Origin of the sequence: Vibrio glycogenivorans (assembly GCF_051660965.1) — a bacterium.
In the GTDB taxonomy this organism is placed as follows: Bacteria; Pseudomonadota; Gammaproteobacteria; order Enterobacterales; family Vibrionaceae; genus Vibrio.
This window is the reverse complement of sequence record NZ_JBPVIS010000002.1, coordinates 558,232-575,695: the sequence shown is the minus strand read 5'-3', so window position 1 is coordinate 575,695 and position 17,464 is coordinate 558,232. Positions and strand designations below refer to the sequence as shown.

Annotated in this window: 13 protein-coding genes; 11 read left to right on the top strand and 2 right to left on the bottom strand. The window is 47.3% G+C overall.

Going from position 1 to position 17,464, the window contains the following annotated elements; genetic code table 11:
• The first annotated feature begins 8 nt into the window (after nucleotides 1–8).
• The 10 genes from ACSTTG_RS07280 to tssG all read left to right on the top strand — a co-directional run bounded on the left by ACSTTG_RS07280 (nucleotide 9) and on the right by tssG (nucleotide 12,469).
• On the top strand, nucleotides 9–1,352 hold the full coding sequence (locus ACSTTG_RS07280) for a hypothetical protein (protein ID WP_438474300.1): 1,344 nt from the start codon (nucleotides 9–11) through the stop codon (nucleotides 1,350–1,352).
• A complete protein-coding gene (locus ACSTTG_RS07275; protein WP_438474299.1) occupies nucleotides 1,333–2,337 on the top strand; it encodes a DUF2169 family type VI secretion system accessory protein in 1,005 nt (334 codons plus the stop codon). Before ACSTTG_RS07280 ends, ACSTTG_RS07275 begins: the two co-directional genes overlap by 20 nt.
• Nucleotides 2,334–3,362 (top strand): hypothetical protein, encoded by a 1,029-nt coding sequence (locus ACSTTG_RS07270; protein WP_438474298.1) that lies wholly within the window; start codon nucleotides 2,334–2,336, stop codon nucleotides 3,360–3,362. The genes ACSTTG_RS07275 and ACSTTG_RS07270 overlap by 4 nt, the downstream gene beginning before the upstream one ends.
• A 145-nt stretch (nucleotides 3,363–3,507) precedes the next feature.
• Nucleotides 3,508–5,490 (top strand): protein kinase family protein, encoded by a 1,983-nt coding sequence (locus ACSTTG_RS07265; RefSeq protein ID WP_438474297.1) that lies wholly within the window; start codon nucleotides 3,508–3,510, stop codon nucleotides 5,488–5,490.
• A 30-nt stretch (nucleotides 5,491–5,520) separates the two neighbouring features.
• Nucleotides 5,521–7,197, top strand: coding sequence for a type VI secretion system domain-containing protein (locus ACSTTG_RS07260; RefSeq protein ID WP_438474296.1), 1,677 nt, complete (start codon nucleotides 5,521–5,523; stop codon nucleotides 7,195–7,197).
• Nucleotides 7,198–7,224: 27 nt separating this feature from the next.
• A complete protein-coding gene (gene tssB / locus ACSTTG_RS07255) occupies nucleotides 7,225–7,746 on the top strand; it encodes a type VI secretion system contractile sheath small subunit (RefSeq protein WP_438474295.1) in 522 nt (173 codons plus the stop codon).
• Nucleotides 7,743–9,221: a type VI secretion system contractile sheath large subunit gene (gene tssC, locus ACSTTG_RS07250; protein WP_438457909.1), complete on the top strand. Its 1,479-nt coding sequence runs from the start codon at nucleotides 7,743–7,745 to the stop codon at nucleotides 9,219–9,221. Before tssB ends, tssC begins: the two co-directional genes overlap by 4 nt.
• A 64-nt stretch (nucleotides 9,222–9,285) precedes the next feature.
• On the top strand, nucleotides 9,286–9,696 hold the full coding sequence (tssE, locus tag ACSTTG_RS07245) for a type VI secretion system baseplate subunit TssE (protein ID WP_438457910.1): 411 nt from the start codon (nucleotides 9,286–9,288) through the stop codon (nucleotides 9,694–9,696).
• An 8-nt stretch (nucleotides 9,697–9,704) separates the two neighbouring features.
• Entirely contained in the window at nucleotides 9,705–11,450 is a 1,746-nt protein-coding gene (gene tssF, locus ACSTTG_RS07240) for a type VI secretion system baseplate subunit TssF (RefSeq protein WP_438474294.1), read from the top strand.
• The gene (gene tssG, locus ACSTTG_RS07235) at nucleotides 11,432–12,469 is read left to right on the top strand and encodes a type VI secretion system baseplate subunit TssG (protein ID WP_438474293.1); all 1,038 of its coding nucleotides are present in this window, start codon (nucleotides 11,432–11,434) and stop codon (nucleotides 12,467–12,469) included. Before tssF ends, tssG begins: the two co-directional genes overlap by 19 nt.
• A 163-nt stretch (nucleotides 12,470–12,632) precedes the next feature.
• On the opposite strand, the gene ACSTTG_RS07230 is transcribed toward tssG, so the two are convergent.
• Both ACSTTG_RS07230 and tssM read right to left on the bottom strand, forming a co-directional pair.
• Nucleotides 12,633–13,085 (bottom strand): Lrp/AsnC family transcriptional regulator, encoded by a 453-nt coding sequence (locus ACSTTG_RS07230; protein ID WP_438457913.1) that lies wholly within the window; start codon nucleotides 13,083–13,085, stop codon nucleotides 12,633–12,635.
• 27 nt (nucleotides 13,086–13,112) lie between these two features.
• Nucleotides 13,113–16,487, bottom strand: coding sequence for a type VI secretion system membrane subunit TssM (gene tssM / locus ACSTTG_RS07225; RefSeq protein WP_438474292.1), 3,375 nt, complete (start codon nucleotides 16,485–16,487; stop codon nucleotides 13,113–13,115).
• Between the two features lie 568 nt (nucleotides 16,488–17,055).
• On the opposite strand from tssM, the gene ACSTTG_RS07220 reads away from it, so the two are divergent.
• Nucleotides 17,056–17,463 (top strand): hypothetical protein, encoded by a 408-nt coding sequence (locus tag ACSTTG_RS07220; RefSeq protein ID WP_438474290.1) that lies wholly within the window; start codon nucleotides 17,056–17,058, stop codon nucleotides 17,461–17,463.
• Nucleotide 17,464: the final 1 nt, after the last annotated feature.

Genomic DNA, 17,464 nt, shown 5'->3' with positions numbered 1-17,464 from the left:
GTGGAAGTATGCTAGAACATAACGTAGCAACGTTTTTAGGCCAGGCGGTTGTTGATTTTGACCGTGCTGAGCGCAAAAAGCATCAAGACGCCCTCAGTGCTGACTTAGAGACGCAAATCGACGCTATTGAAGGGTGCGATACGCGCTTGACTCAATTCTATCGTCAAAAAGCGGAGTCTGCGGTTGAGTCAGCTGACTACTTTTTACGCCAAAGACGACGTTTGCTCGACTCTGGTTTTATCGATTCTCACAACGCGGATTGGCATTTGTGTCATCAACGTTTGGATGCGTTGTTGGGTCTGTTTGAATCACTCGCCAAGCGCAGCAAAGGCTACCTGTTTCTTTATCAAGATCAATACCCTCTGGTTAGCCTTTGGTTACTACTTAACTCTAAATCCCATCAGGTGGCGGAACTGGCTCCCCTGATTGAGGTTTTGTATGCACAAGTTGGTCAGCAGCTGTGGCGACAAGAAGTGACGTTATCTCACTCGCCGCATGTGGATGAACAACTCATCTTGTGCTGCTTCAGTGTTAACTCACAGCTCGCTCAGCATGCGCTTAAGGCGCTCATTGAGCGTCGCAGTCTCGACCCCCTTACCAGTCACGCACTGGCCCGGCATCCAGAGTTATCGAGTGAGTTGTGCGCTCGTATTCACAGTCACCGTGCAATCCATCTTGATAAAAAATCGCACAGCTGGTTAGAGGCTTCGACGTTAAGCGGAGTAGATTGGTACTTACAGCTGTTTCGAAATTCTAATCCCGTCAGCTGGTGGGGTTCAATGCGCCAGCAGCTTGCCACACAAATACCCAGTTGGTTACATAAAACCATCGACCTGATTTTCAGTGAGCGTGACCAGATAGACTGGGAGGAGGAGAGCGCGCCGATTCAGTTTGCCTTATCAGGAAATCCTCAGGCCCTACCTCAGGTTATCGATCAATTGTATCAAGATATCGACGATACAGAGTATGAGCTTTGGTTGTCGTCTTTAGCATTTGTCTTTGGCGACAAACTGCCATTCTCAATCGCTAACTACGGGCTTACGCTCGATAGAGTCGCCATCGTCACCTTATTAACTGGATGGTGGCAGAGCGAGAAGTGGCCCAAACGTGTGCGCAATGGCGAGCGGCTCACCTATGAGTCGACGCTTGCGGTATTGAGCAATCATCAGGTCTGCGCTCAGTTACGTCGCCTTGCTTGGTATGATTTGTGTATTGCCAGTCGGACTTATATTCAGTACTCCTGTTTTGAGTCTCCGGATATCCAGCGTTCCGTTCTGAGGAAGATAGCAAAAAGCGACGAGGCTAAAACCCGTTTTGAATTAAGGAGGGGCAATGCAGTTGTGGCAAATTGATAGTGAGCTTGCGCACATTACCCATGGTCAGTTTAGGAAAGATGCTACGGGAAAAAACCACTGGATTCTTAATATGCGTCAAGACTGGTTGCTTGATGGGGATGCCTTAACTCTGAGTAGTGAACAGGGAGAGCCCGCTGCGACAACCGTTTACACTGGTGAGCCGGGCGAATCGAGTATCGAGCAAGAGTCTGATTTTGTGACGTTTAAGCCCAATACGGATATCGTGATAACAGGCTCTGTACGCTCGCCTTCGAAGGTCTACGCAAGTTCTTTAATCGCTCAGCTAATGGTTGAACCCCATATCAATAAAACGATTAAATTCTTTGGGCCTCGTCGTTGGGTGACTCACGCAGGACAAATCTCGGTGAGTACGGCAGAAAAGATCAATCAGTCTCAGATAAGCTATCAATCAGCGATTGGCGGTGAGAGTAATAAGGTGGGTACCGGTGTGGCGGATAGCGACAATCAACTGGTTCAGATGTCCGTGCCGAGTCAGTTCTTACCTGACCAAGATTGGTTACCTAAGACCCGAGGTTTAATCCCTGCCTCTTTTGAGCCGATAGCCCCTTACATGCCTTGGCGCTCTGAGTTCGGTGGGACGTTTGATCAAACGTGGCTGGATGAGGTTTACCCTCTTATGCCAGCGGATTTTGACACGCGCTTCAACCAACAAGCGCCGCCCGATCAGCAATGGAAGGGTCGGCTAGAGGGCGGTGAGCGCATCGTACTTGCCGGTTTCTTCGAGCAAGGCCCAGTTGAGTTTGTTCTTCCGCGCCAGCAATTTATCGCACGTGTAAAACTTCAGCATGAGCATAATGATCTTGTGATGCAACCCTACACACTTAGCATCAACACAGACCAAAACCTGGTCAGCTTGATTTGGCATGCGGCCTTTGAATGTCACCAAAAGGAAACCGAGCTGGTTGGCGCACAGATTTTTGCCGCTTCTAGTGCAACGCTGATTGAGGAGGCGAGCGTATGAGTGGGCGCAGCGTTGCCCGGCACTTAGATATCCTCACCGGGGATATTGTCAGTTGGCTCGGGCCAGACCATGAGTTTGCATACTCCCTGTTTGGCAGCAATCTACAAGACTATGTCGTCGAATACGATTCAGAGTTGGGCGAGAATATCACCCACGCTCCAATCGACTTTATTAATAGTCAAACTGAGCCTGCTCGCAGTCTGGAGAAGCTGGCGATGATCTTGTCCAATGTCCTGCCCAAGGTGCCGAGTTCACTCAAGCCAATCAGCATGCAGGTTTGGCTCGATCAACCCTTAACACGGGCGCAGCTCCTGGATTGGCTGGGCAGCTACGAGTTTTCAGACCAGGTCAGTTTGGCTTCTATTCATTCGCCAAACGATGCCTCTCAAGACTCTGAATCACAAAATCAATCCTCTATAGAGTATGAGGTCGATAACATGAGTGACGCACTGATGTTTGAGACTGCGACTCATGTAGAGCAACATAATGCTTTGCTCAGTATTGCGGTCAGTAGTTTGTCCAGAAACACAACCGGGGCCCCAAAACGCTGGTTTAGCGATTCTAATCCGTGGGGAAAAATCGACTCGGAAGCCGCGGTGGCGGCCGTCTTTGTCAAGCCGGTTGTGACGGCAAACTTATGCCTTGAACCGATGGCACACCTGGAGAGCAGTGACCAGTTTCAGAGCGAAGATCGTCGTTCGATAAGGCGTTATCTGACTCATTTGCATCAGCGGGATACCCGCCTAAACGTGATCAGTACCCATGCATGTGCCAACCGCTCAGTCAATGACGAGCTCACGACCAATATTGCCATCGAGCGTGCCAACTACCCGCAAGTAAGCCATATCGAGAACTCCTATCGTCTTTTTGCCGATACCGGATTGTGTTCTGGACTCATTGCGCTGCTGCACCCGATTTTGCGCCAAGAAAGAAACGAGCAGGGTGGCGTGAACGCACTCATCTATCAGCTCGATTCCGACAAGCATAGAACTCTGACGCTTTTGAGAGCACTTGAGCGGAAATAACACTTTAGCCTGACTGTCGTTTTGATATTTATACTAGACAAAATGACATTTTTTATAGGCTAATAGTTCGTTTTAAATATCGCTATTGAATTACAAAGGTAATTATTTTTTAATCTCAGCATCTATTTTAAAACTATGTATTGTCATGCAACAGGGCTTATTTGTTGACTCGTTAGTAAATCGTTTAGTCGAGAAAAAACAGCAACAGGCTCGAGAGAGTCAACTAGCGTCGAAACCATCGGTAGAGCAATTATTTGCTTCTCAGTTCGATATATTAAAAGTTATCTCTAAGCCAAACCGTCACACGAAATTGCTTCAGTTGGCGAAGCGCGTCGATCCTGCTCAACAGGCCTGTTGTAAGACAGTGGTAGATTATCAATATGTCCAGCATAGTGATGCATTGATCGAAGAAGCGACCAAGCTCGAAATCTGTCAGCACCCCAATGTGGTTAAGTTGCTTAAGCTTGGTCAGGAGACGCGTACGCCCTATCTCTTAATGGAATGGGTCAGTGGCGAAAGTCTGGCTGACAAAATCCAGCGCTTTGCAAAGTCGCAAGGCAGTAATGACCAGGGCGGCGTTGGTTTTCGTCAAGATCATGTGGCGTGGTTAGTCTATCAGGTTGCAGGGGCGCTTGAGTACGTGCACTCGAAAGGCATCTGTCACCTTGATGTAAAACCCGCCAATATTCTGGTGGGACAAGATGACAGCGTTAAGCTGATTGATTTTGGCGCGGCGCAGTATGTTGGTCAGAGCAATCAGGTGGTTGAGGCAAGCCTTAAATACGCGTCTAAGCCTTATGTTGAAACTGGTATTGGTACGCCTCAAGATGACGTTTACTCGCTTGCTTTGGTCGCGTTGACTCTGCTTGCCGGCCGTACAATCGATGAGACTGAACTAGCGAAATTAGTAAAGTCCAACCGTGGCCCAAGTTTTGTTGAAGGCCCAGTATGGCATTTGTTGTTGCGTGTTATCGAGTCGCCGCGCGAGCATGGGTTTAGCCCGATCACCTTTGCCAAGGAGTTCGGCCAGTTTGATGTCAGCGCCATGATCTCTGGTGCGCCGATTTTTACCCAGATGCGCAATGCAGACTTAGTGTTAACGCAAACGAGCAATCAGAATCTATCGTTCTTTGGCCGTCGTTTTTGGGCCGATTGTGCGCTGTTTGTGGTGTTCGTGACCGGCTTGTTTATGTTGGCACACAATTACGTTATCCGTGATGCCCGATGGTCAAATCGTTTTGCTGGCGCACCAATTGAAGTGACCAGCAACGAAATGGCCTCGTTGACTCCTGCACTGATGTTCACCACACCGGTTTGGGAACTAAACAGCTACCAAAGCAAGCATTTTGGTTATTCGACTGACATCGAACAAAAATTTAAAGCGCTCGCTCAAGCTCAAGTCGAGACTCAGCAGGGCTATTACCACAGTCATCAGGAATGGGTAAACAATCGCCATAAAGTGGTGAGCTCAACCAATGAAGCGTTGAGCGATATACGCCGCAATATAAAGCAAATTGCTGAATTACTCAGAGAGCAAGACATAAATCTAGAGGGCGAATTGGAGCAGAGTTTTGTCGAGGTATTTGCCCTAAGTCAACAGGTTCTAGAGGACAATCAGCGGGCAAACTTCTCGTTGTTGTCGCGCACTCAACTTGCGGATGCGCTTCGCGGAGATCAGGTTGAACTGGTGGCCGATTACATCAATCAGGTATGGGAGCAGCAGCAAGCACTGCACTATGAGTTTGGCTTTAAGCTGCGAGAGGAGCTTGCGGATGATGCCTATCAAGAGACCGTAACGCTGGTCGAGCAGGGTGAATTGCGCCAAGCAACACTGCTGGCTTCACAAACCGCGCAGGTGTTTCCAGAAAGTCAGCGCCTACGCCAGCGTAAAGAGCATTTACTGCGCACTAAGTCTGAGCGATTCGCCCGACGTGCGTCGGAGGAAGGGATGTTACCAGAGTCGGTTGAAAGTGACATCGTTGAGTTTTCAGCGGGCTTAGCCTTTGATGACCAGGCATTTTTCCAGCGCTTATTAGAGCAGTCAATTTCACGACGCAGTCGCCATGTCAGCAAACTCGCCGCCTCAGAGACTGAGCAGCAAGATGACGACACTGTTGGCCAAATTTAGACAACCTAGAGACCCGAAGCGTTAGTTATTATGAATAATATCGAACTTTACACCCAGCCTATTTCAGCAGAGGCACCGGCAGGTATTGATGCTCAGTACGAAACCTGCTTTGAATTGATGGAAGCTGAGGTTAAAAAATTCGGGTCACTGTTTGGCGAAACCGTCAATTGGCAAGTGGTGGCTGAAAACGCCCAAGAACTGCTGGCAGAGCACAGTAAAGATCTCAAAGCACTGTGTTACTTGACCCGAGCTTGGTATGAGATCCACCAACTGCCAGGTCTTAATGCGGCGCTAAAGGTGTTTATTGCTAGCTTAGAATGCGCAGGTTCAGAAGTATTTCCGTCACGCCCAAGGCGCCGAGATGGTGCTGTAGAGTGGCTAAACAAACACAGCGAATTGATGTTATCGGGTGTTGAGTTTACTTGGAATGACAAGCCGGAGTTAGAACAAGCCGCTCTGCATGCATCGCAGCTGTGTGACCTTTATTTTGAGCTGTTCGACCGTGCCGAGGTCTCGTTAGTCGGCACTCGAAATGCGATTCAAGACAAATTGCAATTTGTCGAACTCAATTGCGCGCCTTCCCAGTCAGAGCCAGTTGCAACGGTAGAAGAAACACCACAGTCGCAACAGACCGAGGCGGTGGAATCACCGGTTAATCAGCAAGTCAGCGAAAAATCGATTGGTCAAAGTGAGCCAACCCCAGAGCCTAAGGTTCCGGTGCAGGTGGAAGAGCCGGTAACGGTACCCGCTACTGAGGCCAAGAGTGAAAAAACTCAGGAAGTCAAAACGCCCAAAGTGGCAGTTGAAACGTCGCCTCAAGCCGACAGTTTACAATCAACACCGAGTTTTGAGCCCAAAACGATTGCTGATCTGGATGAATTGGTTCGTCAGTTGACGAATGGTGCACGCTCGATGCTCGCGGCCGACCCGAGCAATCTGACGGTTTACGCCGTTAATCGCTTTGTCACCTGGAGTGGTATCGATGCTCTGCCCGGGCATAACAGCGACAAGGTGACCGAGTTAAGACTGCCGATAGCAGAGGCTTTGCTCGATGAGATCACCCAGAGCATCAGCAGCAACAGCGCGGATCTGGTTTTAATTCAGCGAGTCGAAAATAGTCTCGTCAACGCGCCATTTTGGTTGACTGGCCAGTATTTGTTGTCGCAACTGCTTAATAATGCGGGCTTTAACGCGGCGGCTCAGGTGGTGAAACTCGCAACACAACAGTTTGTTGAACGAATGCCCGGGATTAGTGAGCTGTACTTTGCTGATAACCAAGCCTATTGCGATGAAAGCACACTGCAGTGGGTTAATGAGGCGGTAACACGTTCAACGAACTCTGCCGTCTCAAACAGTGCCCCACCGGCACCGATTGATATGGACGGTTTTGAGCATCAAGCCCTCGACGAAAGTAATTTTGCTGAGGTGATGTTCAAGGCCGCTGCGTTGCTAGCCGACGCAAACTCAGGAAGAGAGAAATTCATAGTTCATCTGCAGCTTGCGCAGATGCTATATGACGCAAATTTGCCCCATTTAAGTTGGCCATACATCGAAACCATTGCGCCAATTCGAAAGGAAGTAAATTTAGAACTTTGGGAACCCCAACTTTCTCATCAATACGATGCTTTGAAGCGCGCTATTTTGCTTAGCCAGTACGGCGAGCCAGATAGTGTGCCTGAGCAATATCGCAGTTGGGTAAAAGATTAATTATTAAACTTGATTTAAGGATGGATTATGTCCAGAGATGGTTCTGTAGCTCCTAAGGAACGCATCAATATTCGTTACGTACCTGCAACAGGTGATGCCAACGAAGATGTTGAACTGCCGCTAAATATGCTGGTGGTAGGTGATTTTACCGGTCGTGACGATGAAACGCCAATCGAAGATCGTGACCCGATCAATATCGATAAAGACAATTTCAACGATGTGTTGAAGTCGCACAAGCCTCAAGTTCAGGTCAATGTACCGAACCGTCTTTCTGATGAAGAGGGTGTGAAGCTTGGTGTCGATCTATCGTTTGAACATATCAACGATTTTTCTCCAGAAACCATCGCGAAGAAAGTCCCTGAGCTAAATAGCCTGCTTGAGCTGCGTGAGGCTTTGGTTGCGCTGAAAGGCCCTTTGGGCAATGTCCCGGCTTTCCGCAAGCGTATTGCTGAAGTACTGGGTGACAAGGAAGCGCGTGAAAAGCTGCTTGCTGAGTTGAACATTGGTGATGAACAACCAGAACAGACCAAAGAAGAGGAGCCAGCATGAGTACAGAAATGCTTGAAGCAAGTGCACAGGATCAAGTCCTTGATAACGCGTCTCTTCTAGACAGTATCCTTAGCGAAACTCGTATCCAGCCAGCAGACGATGGCTTCGATGTGGCTAAGCGTGGTGTTGAGGCATTCATTGCTGAGCTATTAAATAGCGATCATCAAGAGAAAGTCGATCAGTCAGTCGTCGATCTTATGATTGCTGAGATCGATAACAAGCTATCTGCACAGGTTGATGAGATTTTGCACGCTCAAGAGCTGCAAGAGATTGAATCTTCTTGGCGTGGTCTGAAGTACTTGGTTGACCACACGGATTTTCGTGAGAACATTCAGATTGAACTGATCTCTGCCAAGAAGGGTGAGCTACTAGAAGACTTCAATGACGCGCCGGAAGTGGTTAAGTCTGGTCTATACCGTCAGATCTACACGCGTGAGTACGGCCAATTTGGTGGTAAGCCAGTTGGTGCTGTTGTGTGTGATTACCAGTTCAATGCGTCATCACCAGACATCAAATTGATGGAGTACATGGCAAACGTTGGTGCAATGTCACACGCACCATTTATTTCGTCAGTTGGTGCTGAGTTCTTCGGTGTAGAAAGCTACGAAGAGCTACCAAACCTGAAAGACCTTAAAGCGGTCTTCGAAGGACCAAAGTACACCAAATGGCGTGGTCTGCGTGAGCACGATGACTCTCGCTACCTTGGCCTGTGTACTAGCCGATTCATGCTACGTAGCCCTTACTCAGTGGTTGATAACCCAATCAAGGCGTTTGATTACAACGAAAACGTAGCCAACAGCCATGATGATTACCTATGGGGTAACTCTGCGTACGCTTTGGCCTCAAAAGTGAGCGAGTCGTTTGCGGAATTCCGTTGGTGTCCAAACATTATCGGTCCACAAAGTGGCGGTGCGGTACACGATCTGCCGATCCACAACTATGAGTCTATGGGTCAAATTGAAACCAAGATCTCGACAGAGGTACTCGTTTCTGACCGTCGCGAGTTTGAACTGGCGGAAGAGGGCTTCATTGCGCTAACCATGCGTAAAGGCTCGGACAATGCGGCGTTCTTCTCTGCAAACTCAGTTCAAAAAGCTAAGGTGTTCCCAAATACACCTGAAGGCAACGAAGCTGAGCTTAACTTCAAGCTAGGCACGCAGCTGCCTTACATGTTTATCATCAACCGTCTAGCACACTACATTAAAGTGTTGCAGCGCGAGCAGATTGGTTCTTGGAAAGAGCGTGGCGATCTAGAAGCTGAGCTGAACAAGTGGATTCGCCAGTACGTTTCTGACCAAGAGAACCCGCCAGCAGAGGTTCGTGGTCGTCGCCCACTTCGCGCAGCTCGTCTAGAGGTGAGTGATGTTGAGGGTGATCCAGGTTGGTACCGTGTGTCACTATCGGTTCGTCCGCACTTTAAATACATGGGCGCAAGCTTCGAGCTTTCCCTTGTAGGTAAACTTGACCAAAACTAATTTGGTCATGAATCGTCAAAGCGGGAGGCATGCCTCCCGCTTTGTTGCGTTGTGAAGGAAAAAAATGGATAAAGGCTTTCGACTATTAGAACGGATTGAACTGGGCGAGCCAAAGAGTGCTCATGAAAAAGTCACGTCCAGTGAAGAGTTAATTCGATCAATACAATCCCACCTTAAAGAGCTGCTCAACACGCACTCTGGTAACACGCAGCTTGGCGCGGATTATGGTCTGCCGGACTTTAACGATGTCTTGGCGGAGAGTACCAATATGGTTCGTGAAATAAAACGCTCGATCAAACAGACGATTGAAACCTACGAGCCTCGTATTCAAACCGTTCAGGTGAACTATATTCCAAGCAAAATCAATGCTCTACAACTGACCTTCTCGATTGTTGGGGAAGTCGTTCATAACAATCAAGTCTTACCACTGGCCTTTGATATCTCGGTCGATGTAGACGGTAAATTTAACGTTTAGAACTTGGCATGGAAACGAACAAATACTTTCAGGATGAGCTCTCCTACTTGCGTGAATCAGGTGAAGAGTTTGCACGACACCACCCTCAACTCAGTCAATTTCTATCACGAGGGAGCCTAGATCCCGATGTAGAACGCTTGCTTGAGGGTTTTGCTTTTCTCACGGGGCGCTTAAGGCAAAAGCTCGACGCGGAACTACCTGAGATCACTCAGAGCTTGATGTCTTTGCTCTGGCCTCACTACTTACGCAGCGTACCGTCGATGTGTGTCACGGAGTTGATGCCGCATGATGGCGCATTGTCAAACGGTAACTTGGTCAACAAAGGCTGTGAGGTGCAAAGCATTCAGGTTGAGGATACTCGCTGCCAGTTTCAGACCTGCTATGACGTTGAACTGCATCCGATTAAAGTTGAGCGAATCTTACAGCATGACTCACGCAGCTCGTCTCGTGTTGATATCCATTTGGTGTGTGACAAAGGGGCAACCCTGAGTAATGCTGCTATCGATAGCTTACGTCTTTTTCTTAATGGTGAGCCGTTTATCAGCCGTCAGGTCTATCTGTGGTTAAATGAGTATCTAGAAAAGATTGAGGTGACGGCAGGCGAGAGGACCATCGAGCTGAGTACCGATAAGCTTAAGCCGGTTGGTTTTTCTTCTGAGCAGGGTATGTTGCCTTATAGCGCAAACTGTTTCTCTGGCTATCGCTACCTGCAAGAGTACTTTGCGTTACCGGAAAAGTTTATGTTCTTTGATCTCGAAGGTTTGGGCTGGACGCGAGAAATGCTTGGCCAGACTCGAATGACCCTATCCTTTGTGTTTGAAAAAGCACTGCCTTCGGAAGTGAAGCTGAAAGATCACCATATCAAGCTGCACTGCTCGCCCGCTGTTAACCTGTTTGACATGGATGCAGACCCAATCCGTCACGACAAGAAGCGCACTCAATATCGGGTGAGGCCACAAACCACACAGCAAGAGCACTACGAAGTTTATTCAGTTGATCAGGTCCAAGCTTGGAATAGTAAAAGTCGTAGTAAAGTTGACTACACGCCATTTGAGTCATTTGAGCATCACGTGAATGTACCAACCAAGACGTCGTACTATAAAGAGCGGGTTGAACCGAACTTATCGGCCAACAAACTCGACAAGTATATTTCGTTCTTTTCTCACAGCAGTACAGCCGAGCAACTAGAGCCAGATAATGTCCTGCTTAAATTGACTTGTACCAACGCGAATTTACCTCATCGTTTGAATATCAATGAGCTGAATGTATCCAGCCACAACTCGACTACGTTGGCCGATATTACCAATATCACTAAACCAACAAAAAGTGTTGCTCCCCAAGTAGATAACGATCTGCATTGGCAATTGATCGCGAACATGTCACTTAACTATACCTCGCTAATGAAGGTTGAAAATTTACGTGTTCTACTCAGTGCCTATGATTTCCATGCACGCATTGACCAGCAGAGCTATCGAGTTTCTCGCCGCCGTTTAGAAGGGATTGTCGATGTATCAATGAAGTCCGTTGAACGCATTCATCGTGGACTTCCGGTACGTGGCAAGTTGATTAATCTCAAGCTCGATTCATCCAAGTTCCTTAACCAAGGCGAGATGTACCTGTTTGCAAGTGTCCTGAATCGTTTCTTCTCTTTGTATGCGAGTATCAACTCTTCAACCTGCCTACAAGTGGAAGATATCGCGAAGGGCGAGACGTTTACTTGGCAGTGGAGGCAAGGATGTCAGGACACCATGTAACCGATAAGGGAAGCTGTGTATCTGAACACTTAAGTGACCAAGCGAGAGAGTTTTCGTTCTTTCAAGCGGTTTATTTACTCGAGCAACATTTTCGTGCGGACCCCAACAGTGAGTTCGGCTATGTTGGGGAAGGGCTGTATGCGAACCAGGAGCGTGTTCACTTCACGATTTCACCTGAGCTCGGCTTTCCTAGTGCAGATATTAACAGTATTGAGGCAATCGAACGTGATGGCGTCTCGGGCGCGGAGATCGAAGTCAACTTCCTTGGACTGCATGGCGCGTCCTCGCCACTGCCAACCTCATACACTGAGAAGTTGGCTGGGCGCGGTGATGATGACAACCCAGTACGCGACTTTTTTGACTTCTTTCATAACCGTTATCTGTCACTCTTCTATCGTATTTGGCGCAAAAACCAGTATGCGGTGACCTACGAGAGTGGAGCAACGGACGCCCTGTCTAAAACCCTGTATAACTTACTGGGAGTGTCATCAGAGGCCGGGGTGCAGGATCAGATGCATCTGGACTGGGCAAAGTTACTGTCTTATCTAGGCCAGCTGTCTAACCCAACTCGCTCCGCTGACTTAGTAGCCGGTATCGTGGGGCACTGTTTTGGGCTTGATGATGTCACCATTGAGGAGTGGGTCTTGCGCAAGATTAATATTCCGCTCGACCAACAGACTCGTCTAGGGCGAGCCAATCATCAGCTCGGTGAAACCTCGCACCTAGGTTCAAAGGTGATGGACATCAACGGCAAATTCAGCCTGCGTATTGGTGAGTTAGATTTCGAGCGCTACAAGGCCTTTTACAAAGACTCACAAGCCTATAATGAGCTTTTGGAGTTGATGGAGTTTATCCTGCTCGATCCGTTAAGTTGGGACCTGAAACTTGAAGTGGACTCAACGACGATCCCTGCCAACAGTCTTGGTCAAGCGGGCGTCAGTGAGCTGGGTAAAAGTATTTGGTTAGGCAAACCTCTTAATGATATTGAAGTAGTTATGGTGCCTGGTGTGACTGAATAGTCATAGCCTCTGGTATTTCGTAGGGGAGGCACAATACGCTTAATAAACCACTAATATCGTGACACGTTAGATATTATGAACGGTTTCTAAAGTGAATTTGGACAAAAAAAGCTCCGCAATTGCGGAGCTTTCAGTTGGTAGTTTCTAACAGTTGGCCAGTGATTTATGAGCGATTGATCGGTTGGTGCATGACCACTGAGGTGGTGACCTTAGTGATTTGGTCAATACTCTCAATTTCATCGGTTACCCAGTGCAGCGAATGCAGTGACGTCGTTTCAACCATCACAATCAGGTCGTAGGTGCCACCCACGATCGAGATATTTTTAATCTCGGGGATCTGTTGTAGATCTTCTGCAACGGTTCTTTTACTGCCTCGTTCACATTGAAGCAATAGATAGCAAGACGCAGTGTTAGTTTGCTCACCATTGCCCAATTTAGCGGTGTATCCGGTGATAACCCCTTGCTTCTCTAAACGAGTCATTCGCTCTGCTACTGCAGTGCGTGAGAGTCCTACCGTTCTGGATATATTGGCGATAGACTCTCGACCATTTATCAATAGAGCCGATACGATGCGTCGGTCTAACTTATCTATCTCTTCGTATGTTCCTGTTGACATGGTTTTTGCCTTTATTCTTAGTTTGAGTTATATGATGTTTCTTGGCAGCTTGAAGTTGTATAGCTGACGAAGATTAAACGGGTTCTCTGGCGCTGACGGGATGATATGGATCTGCATATCACGGCCAGCAATCTTGTGCTCAGAAATAAAGCCACCCTCATCGGATGGGTAAAGTCGAGCGTTATTCACCATGCGAAATAGTGCCCAATGTCCTTCTATTAGGTCGTTATGCTGTCGAGATGCATCACCTAAGTCTTGGATCATTAGGTTGACTGACAGCTCACCAGTGGCTGGTGGCCAGGTAAACTCTTTCAAACGCGTTGGACCGTGATAGTACAAAATAGTCTCGTCAGCGACCGTCATCGATGAGCGAATCGCACTCGAGTCAAGATCCAAAATCTTAGCGTGAAACGGCACATTAAATCGGTTGGTGGTGTTATCAAACAGCGTGGTGTTTATCACGTTGTAGTTACGCAGCTGCATGACAAATGACTGGCTTAGCTGCAGATACTCTCCGTCTACGACTTTCGGCTCCCACAATTGGGTGTCGTAAAAGTGGCTTAGGTAGTCACGGATAAAGTTATCCATGGTGCCAGCAGAGGCAAAGAAAGCTTCAAAGTCATCGATGGAGACTTCATCGGCGCTACGTGAATTAAACGGATAGCGGTCTGCGGCATAGCGGTTAAAGTCAGTCCACACCTCACTCACCCAAAGCTCTTGCACCCCTTGTTGTGCTTCGTTAAGCAAGATAGCCCAGGTTTGCGTCACAATGTCCATGAGCCAAGACTTAACCGGCTCAGGGGTTTTCTGTGCCACCTGTTTGAGTCTGATTAGTGGGTCAGCGTGATTTTCACGCATGCGTGATTTCGCAGCATTAAGCGAGGCGAGCTTAATATTTGGCGCATCGGTAATATCTTTGAGATAGGAGCGTACTTCGCTCAGTGCAATCGCGATCTCATCCCAAGGTGTTCCCGATTCGCGCGAGTGACTCTCATTGAGTCCATTGACGACACGGAATGACTCTTCGATACGGGAAAGAAGGATATAATCTGGCTCAATCGCGTCCTCGACTTTTTCTGCCAATGCTTCGGTGGCTTGTTCCAGCAGCGGATTACCCTTACTGATTTGGTCCATGTAAGAGCTGTCTGGACGGAACTTGGTATTCGCATAGAGCGTCGACAAAACAGTCGAAAACGGTGATGTCGGGCCGGACGACAGATCGATGGCATTAGTCAGGTCGATAATATCGTCATAGTCGCGCAGGCGCAGCTCCGTGACGGCATTTCGCCAATAGGTGATGTAATCATCAGAGTATTTGCGGATCACATCGTCACGAAAAACTTTAAGCTCTTGCTCGGTAGGCACCTTGTTGTTCGAAAGGCCCAATACCCAGTCGTCCATGATCACCTGCTTGGAAACCAACTCTAGGCGAGGGCGGAAGAAGGTACTGAATCCATTGCTGGTATAGAGCTTATCGATGCTCATTTCACGATCTAGGGTAGTGTGGTTATACAAGTTACTAAACTGATAACCGACCACTTGAGACAAGAATAGATCACCAAGCTCAGCATCCTGCGCCTCATTAAGGAGCTGCTCGTAAACCATATCGACCTTTGATTGAGTCAAGAGTTGACGGCGTGAGGCTCGGACTTGGTCCATATTGATGGAAATAGATTTACTGCTACTGGCAAAATACTGGTTGAGAAAAACCGTGGCTTTGCGAATGGAGTCTTGATTGCGCGCGTATTTTCTTAACGTACGGTTTATTTGGCGAACGATAAAGTCGTTTTCACGCTTGTCGACCTCAGACAGCATCAGATAGGCCTTAAGCAGGCTTAGTGATGCGTTATAGTTCTGAGTTAGAGCGACGAGCTCAAGACTCATAGATTCGGTAACGAGCGGGATCAACTTGGCCTCAATCGCTTTTGATAGCGCACGCTCGGCAATTTGCTGTGCATCACTAAGGCGCTGTCCGCCAATCACTATATGATTATCATCTTGGCTAGATGTAGCCTGACTCCAAGCTTCATAGAAAGGCTCGATGTAATCGGTTGCCGTATTGAGGCGTTCGTGAAAGTCATTTTGATCTTCAGTCGCTTGAATGTTGGTCGCCAGTCCTTTCAGGGCACCAATGACTCCAAGACTGGTATCGATGGATTGATAGAACATATAGCCAGACAATGATACTAAGGTCACGCAGGTTGCCAAGGCTGCGCGACTACGCAACAGCATTTTGCGCAAATGTTTGCGGTTCTCACCGATGTTATTCGCTTCTGGAAGGATATGGCTGTCAATTAAAAAGCGGGTAAAGAACGAATGCTCAAGTAGTTGACCGTGCTCCGATGCGATAACCGGCAGGTTATAGTGTTGGCTACACCCTTTAGCCACCAAATTGTACTTTCGACCTGACTGGAGGTTAGAGACAAAGTAAATCGCCCTAAGGTCGACAGAAAATTTGCCAACGTTTAGTTCACTGAATGCTTTAATGACTTTAAGAATTTCACTTTGGCACAATTCAAATTGTTTTGGAAAACGCGCAATGGCCTGCTTATCTGGCCAATGACGTTCAGACGCAGTCGACTCAATGACACAGGCCTCGAACGTTTTGGTGATGGCCTGATATTGATTGTTGTAACTTTCGACTAGGTTATGCTTGGAGTCGCGTAGCGAAATCGTCAGGTGCTCGACTTGGCTCTTGATCTTACTCGAGCGCATAAACTCACTAAAACCAAGCAACTTATCCAACTTGGTGACGGTTACGTAAGTTGGAATGCTGTAGTTAACCTTAGCCGCAATATCGTGAGCGCGTTCGGCTAACAGCTCGGTATAGTATTGCTTTTGCTCTTCGACTTCAGACACTAACATCTCGATATCAATACTGGTTATTACGCCAGCAAAAGGACGGCGTGGCTTTTGATCAATAATGGTTTCAACCAGTGTTGTCCATAATTGACCATCAGTATCCGAGATGTCTTGAAAGACTAAGCGTGATGAGGGCTCGATAAAGCAGGCGTGCTCTGACTCATGCCAAGAGTAATACTCTGTCACTGTGGTGTTTTTCTGATCTTTTGGCTTGATCGCATTACTGGCACTAAGCAGTGTGGTTTTGCCTGAGTGTTTGCCGCCAATCAGCATATAGATTGGCTTTTTTTGCACTTTCTTGACAAGTGGTAATAGACTTTCGCCCAGAATGGCGGCCTCTGTGAGGATCTCATCTTGCGTAGCTTTACGTTTTTTCCACAGCAGGGGCAACTCTACCATCGCGATGATTACGATGAGTATTGATAAGGTGCCAAGCGCTAACTGCTTATGACTGAACTCAAAAAAGTAATAAGTCACTGAGTAAAGAATAGCCAGAAAAAGCGCACAGATAGAATAGATCTTGAATTTTCTTTTATTCATTTTTATTTTGGTGTTGATGGGTTGTTGCTATTAAGTCAAAAAAGCTTAAGTTAATTTACATAAAGTTAACTTCATGTCAGTCCTTTATGTCTGCGATAAACGTTATCATATAAACTAATGGCATATTCGCCCTATTAATGATTATGTTATTTCTATAACTGTAAAATTGAGCTCGGTTCCAAAAAGTGCATTTTTAATTTAATTTAAATTTGAAATTAGTCGTCCCCTATGAGCGTACTTAATAAGTATGCCGTACTGCACTAGTTAAATTGACTTATTTACTAGGTATATTGCAGTTTTAGTACTTTCAAATGTTTATGGTATTGAATCATAGTTTCATAGCGACTATGGTTGAGACGTTTGTAATAGGGGCGAAAATGTGAAACTCATTAACTACTTTCTATTAATTATTTCGTTGTTCTGCTCAACTTTTACTCTAGCGAGCTCAAAAGGGCTGCGTTATGGTTTGTCTACGTCAGTTTTTTCCTATGATTCTTACGCATCAGAGGGACAGGCAGGATCGACAGATAGTTTTCGCTTTAGTGCTGTCCATACGCGTCCAATAGACATGAATAGCGCTCGTTGGCGTTGGTGGTTGTCTGCCAGTTATTTACGTGACTATATTCCCGCCCAACCAAATGGGATATATCAGGAGCTGGATAACTTTGAGTTAAAAATCGTACCTCAGTATGCATTTCCACTGAGTAGTGGTATCACGCCATACTTTGGCTTAGGGGCTTCACTTGGTTATAGCCGCTATTCCGCACGACAGCGTGTTGATGAGTTTGGTTACAAGTACGAGAAGTTGCCAAGCGAGCAACGTTTTGATGCGGCAGCTGTCATTACCAGTGGTATCGTATTTAAGATGGGAAGCGACCCTAACGCCCATATTCAAGTGATACCCCATGCTTCCTATTTAGCTACCTATGAGGCTCACCTACCCGGAATCGAGCTCGGTTTGACCGTACTATTTTAAT

What these genes read in the sequence shown, in the direction of transcription:
- ACSTTG_RS07280 (WP_438474300.1), top strand. Translation starts at nt 9, where the DNA reads ATGCTAGAACATAACGTAGCAACGTTTTTAGGCCAGGCGGTTGTTGAT.
- ACSTTG_RS07275 (WP_438474299.1), top strand. Translation starts at nt 1,333, where the DNA reads ATGCAGTTGTGGCAAATTGATAGTGAGCTTGCGCACATTACCCATGGT.
- ACSTTG_RS07270 (WP_438474298.1), top strand. Translation starts at nt 2,334, where the DNA reads ATGAGTGGGCGCAGCGTTGCCCGGCACTTAGATATCCTCACCGGGGAT.
- ACSTTG_RS07265 (WP_438474297.1), top strand. Translation starts at nt 3,508, where the DNA reads ATGCAACAGGGCTTATTTGTTGACTCGTTAGTAAATCGTTTAGTCGAG.
- ACSTTG_RS07260 (WP_438474296.1), top strand. Translation starts at nt 5,521, where the DNA reads ATGAATAATATCGAACTTTACACCCAGCCTATTTCAGCAGAGGCACCG.
- tssB (WP_438474295.1), top strand. Translation starts at nt 7,225, where the DNA reads ATGTCCAGAGATGGTTCTGTAGCTCCTAAGGAACGCATCAATATTCGT.
- tssC (WP_438457909.1), top strand. Translation starts at nt 7,743, where the DNA reads ATGAGTACAGAAATGCTTGAAGCAAGTGCACAGGATCAAGTCCTTGAT.
- tssE (WP_438457910.1), top strand. Translation starts at nt 9,286, where the DNA reads ATGGATAAAGGCTTTCGACTATTAGAACGGATTGAACTGGGCGAGCCA.
- tssF (WP_438474294.1), top strand. Translation starts at nt 9,705, where the DNA reads ATGGAAACGAACAAATACTTTCAGGATGAGCTCTCCTACTTGCGTGAA.
- tssG (WP_438474293.1), top strand. Translation starts at nt 11,432, where the DNA reads ATGTCAGGACACCATGTAACCGATAAGGGAAGCTGTGTATCTGAACAC.
- ACSTTG_RS07230 (WP_438457913.1), bottom strand. Translation starts at nt 13,085, where the DNA reads ATGTCAACAGGAACATACGAAGAGATAGATAAGTTAGACCGACGCATC.
- tssM (WP_438474292.1), bottom strand. Translation starts at nt 16,487, where the DNA reads ATGAATAAAAGAAAATTCAAGATCTATTCTATCTGTGCGCTTTTTCTG.
- ACSTTG_RS07220 (WP_438474290.1), top strand. Translation starts at nt 17,056, where the DNA reads ATGAATAGCGCTCGTTGGCGTTGGTGGTTGTCTGCCAGTTATTTACGT.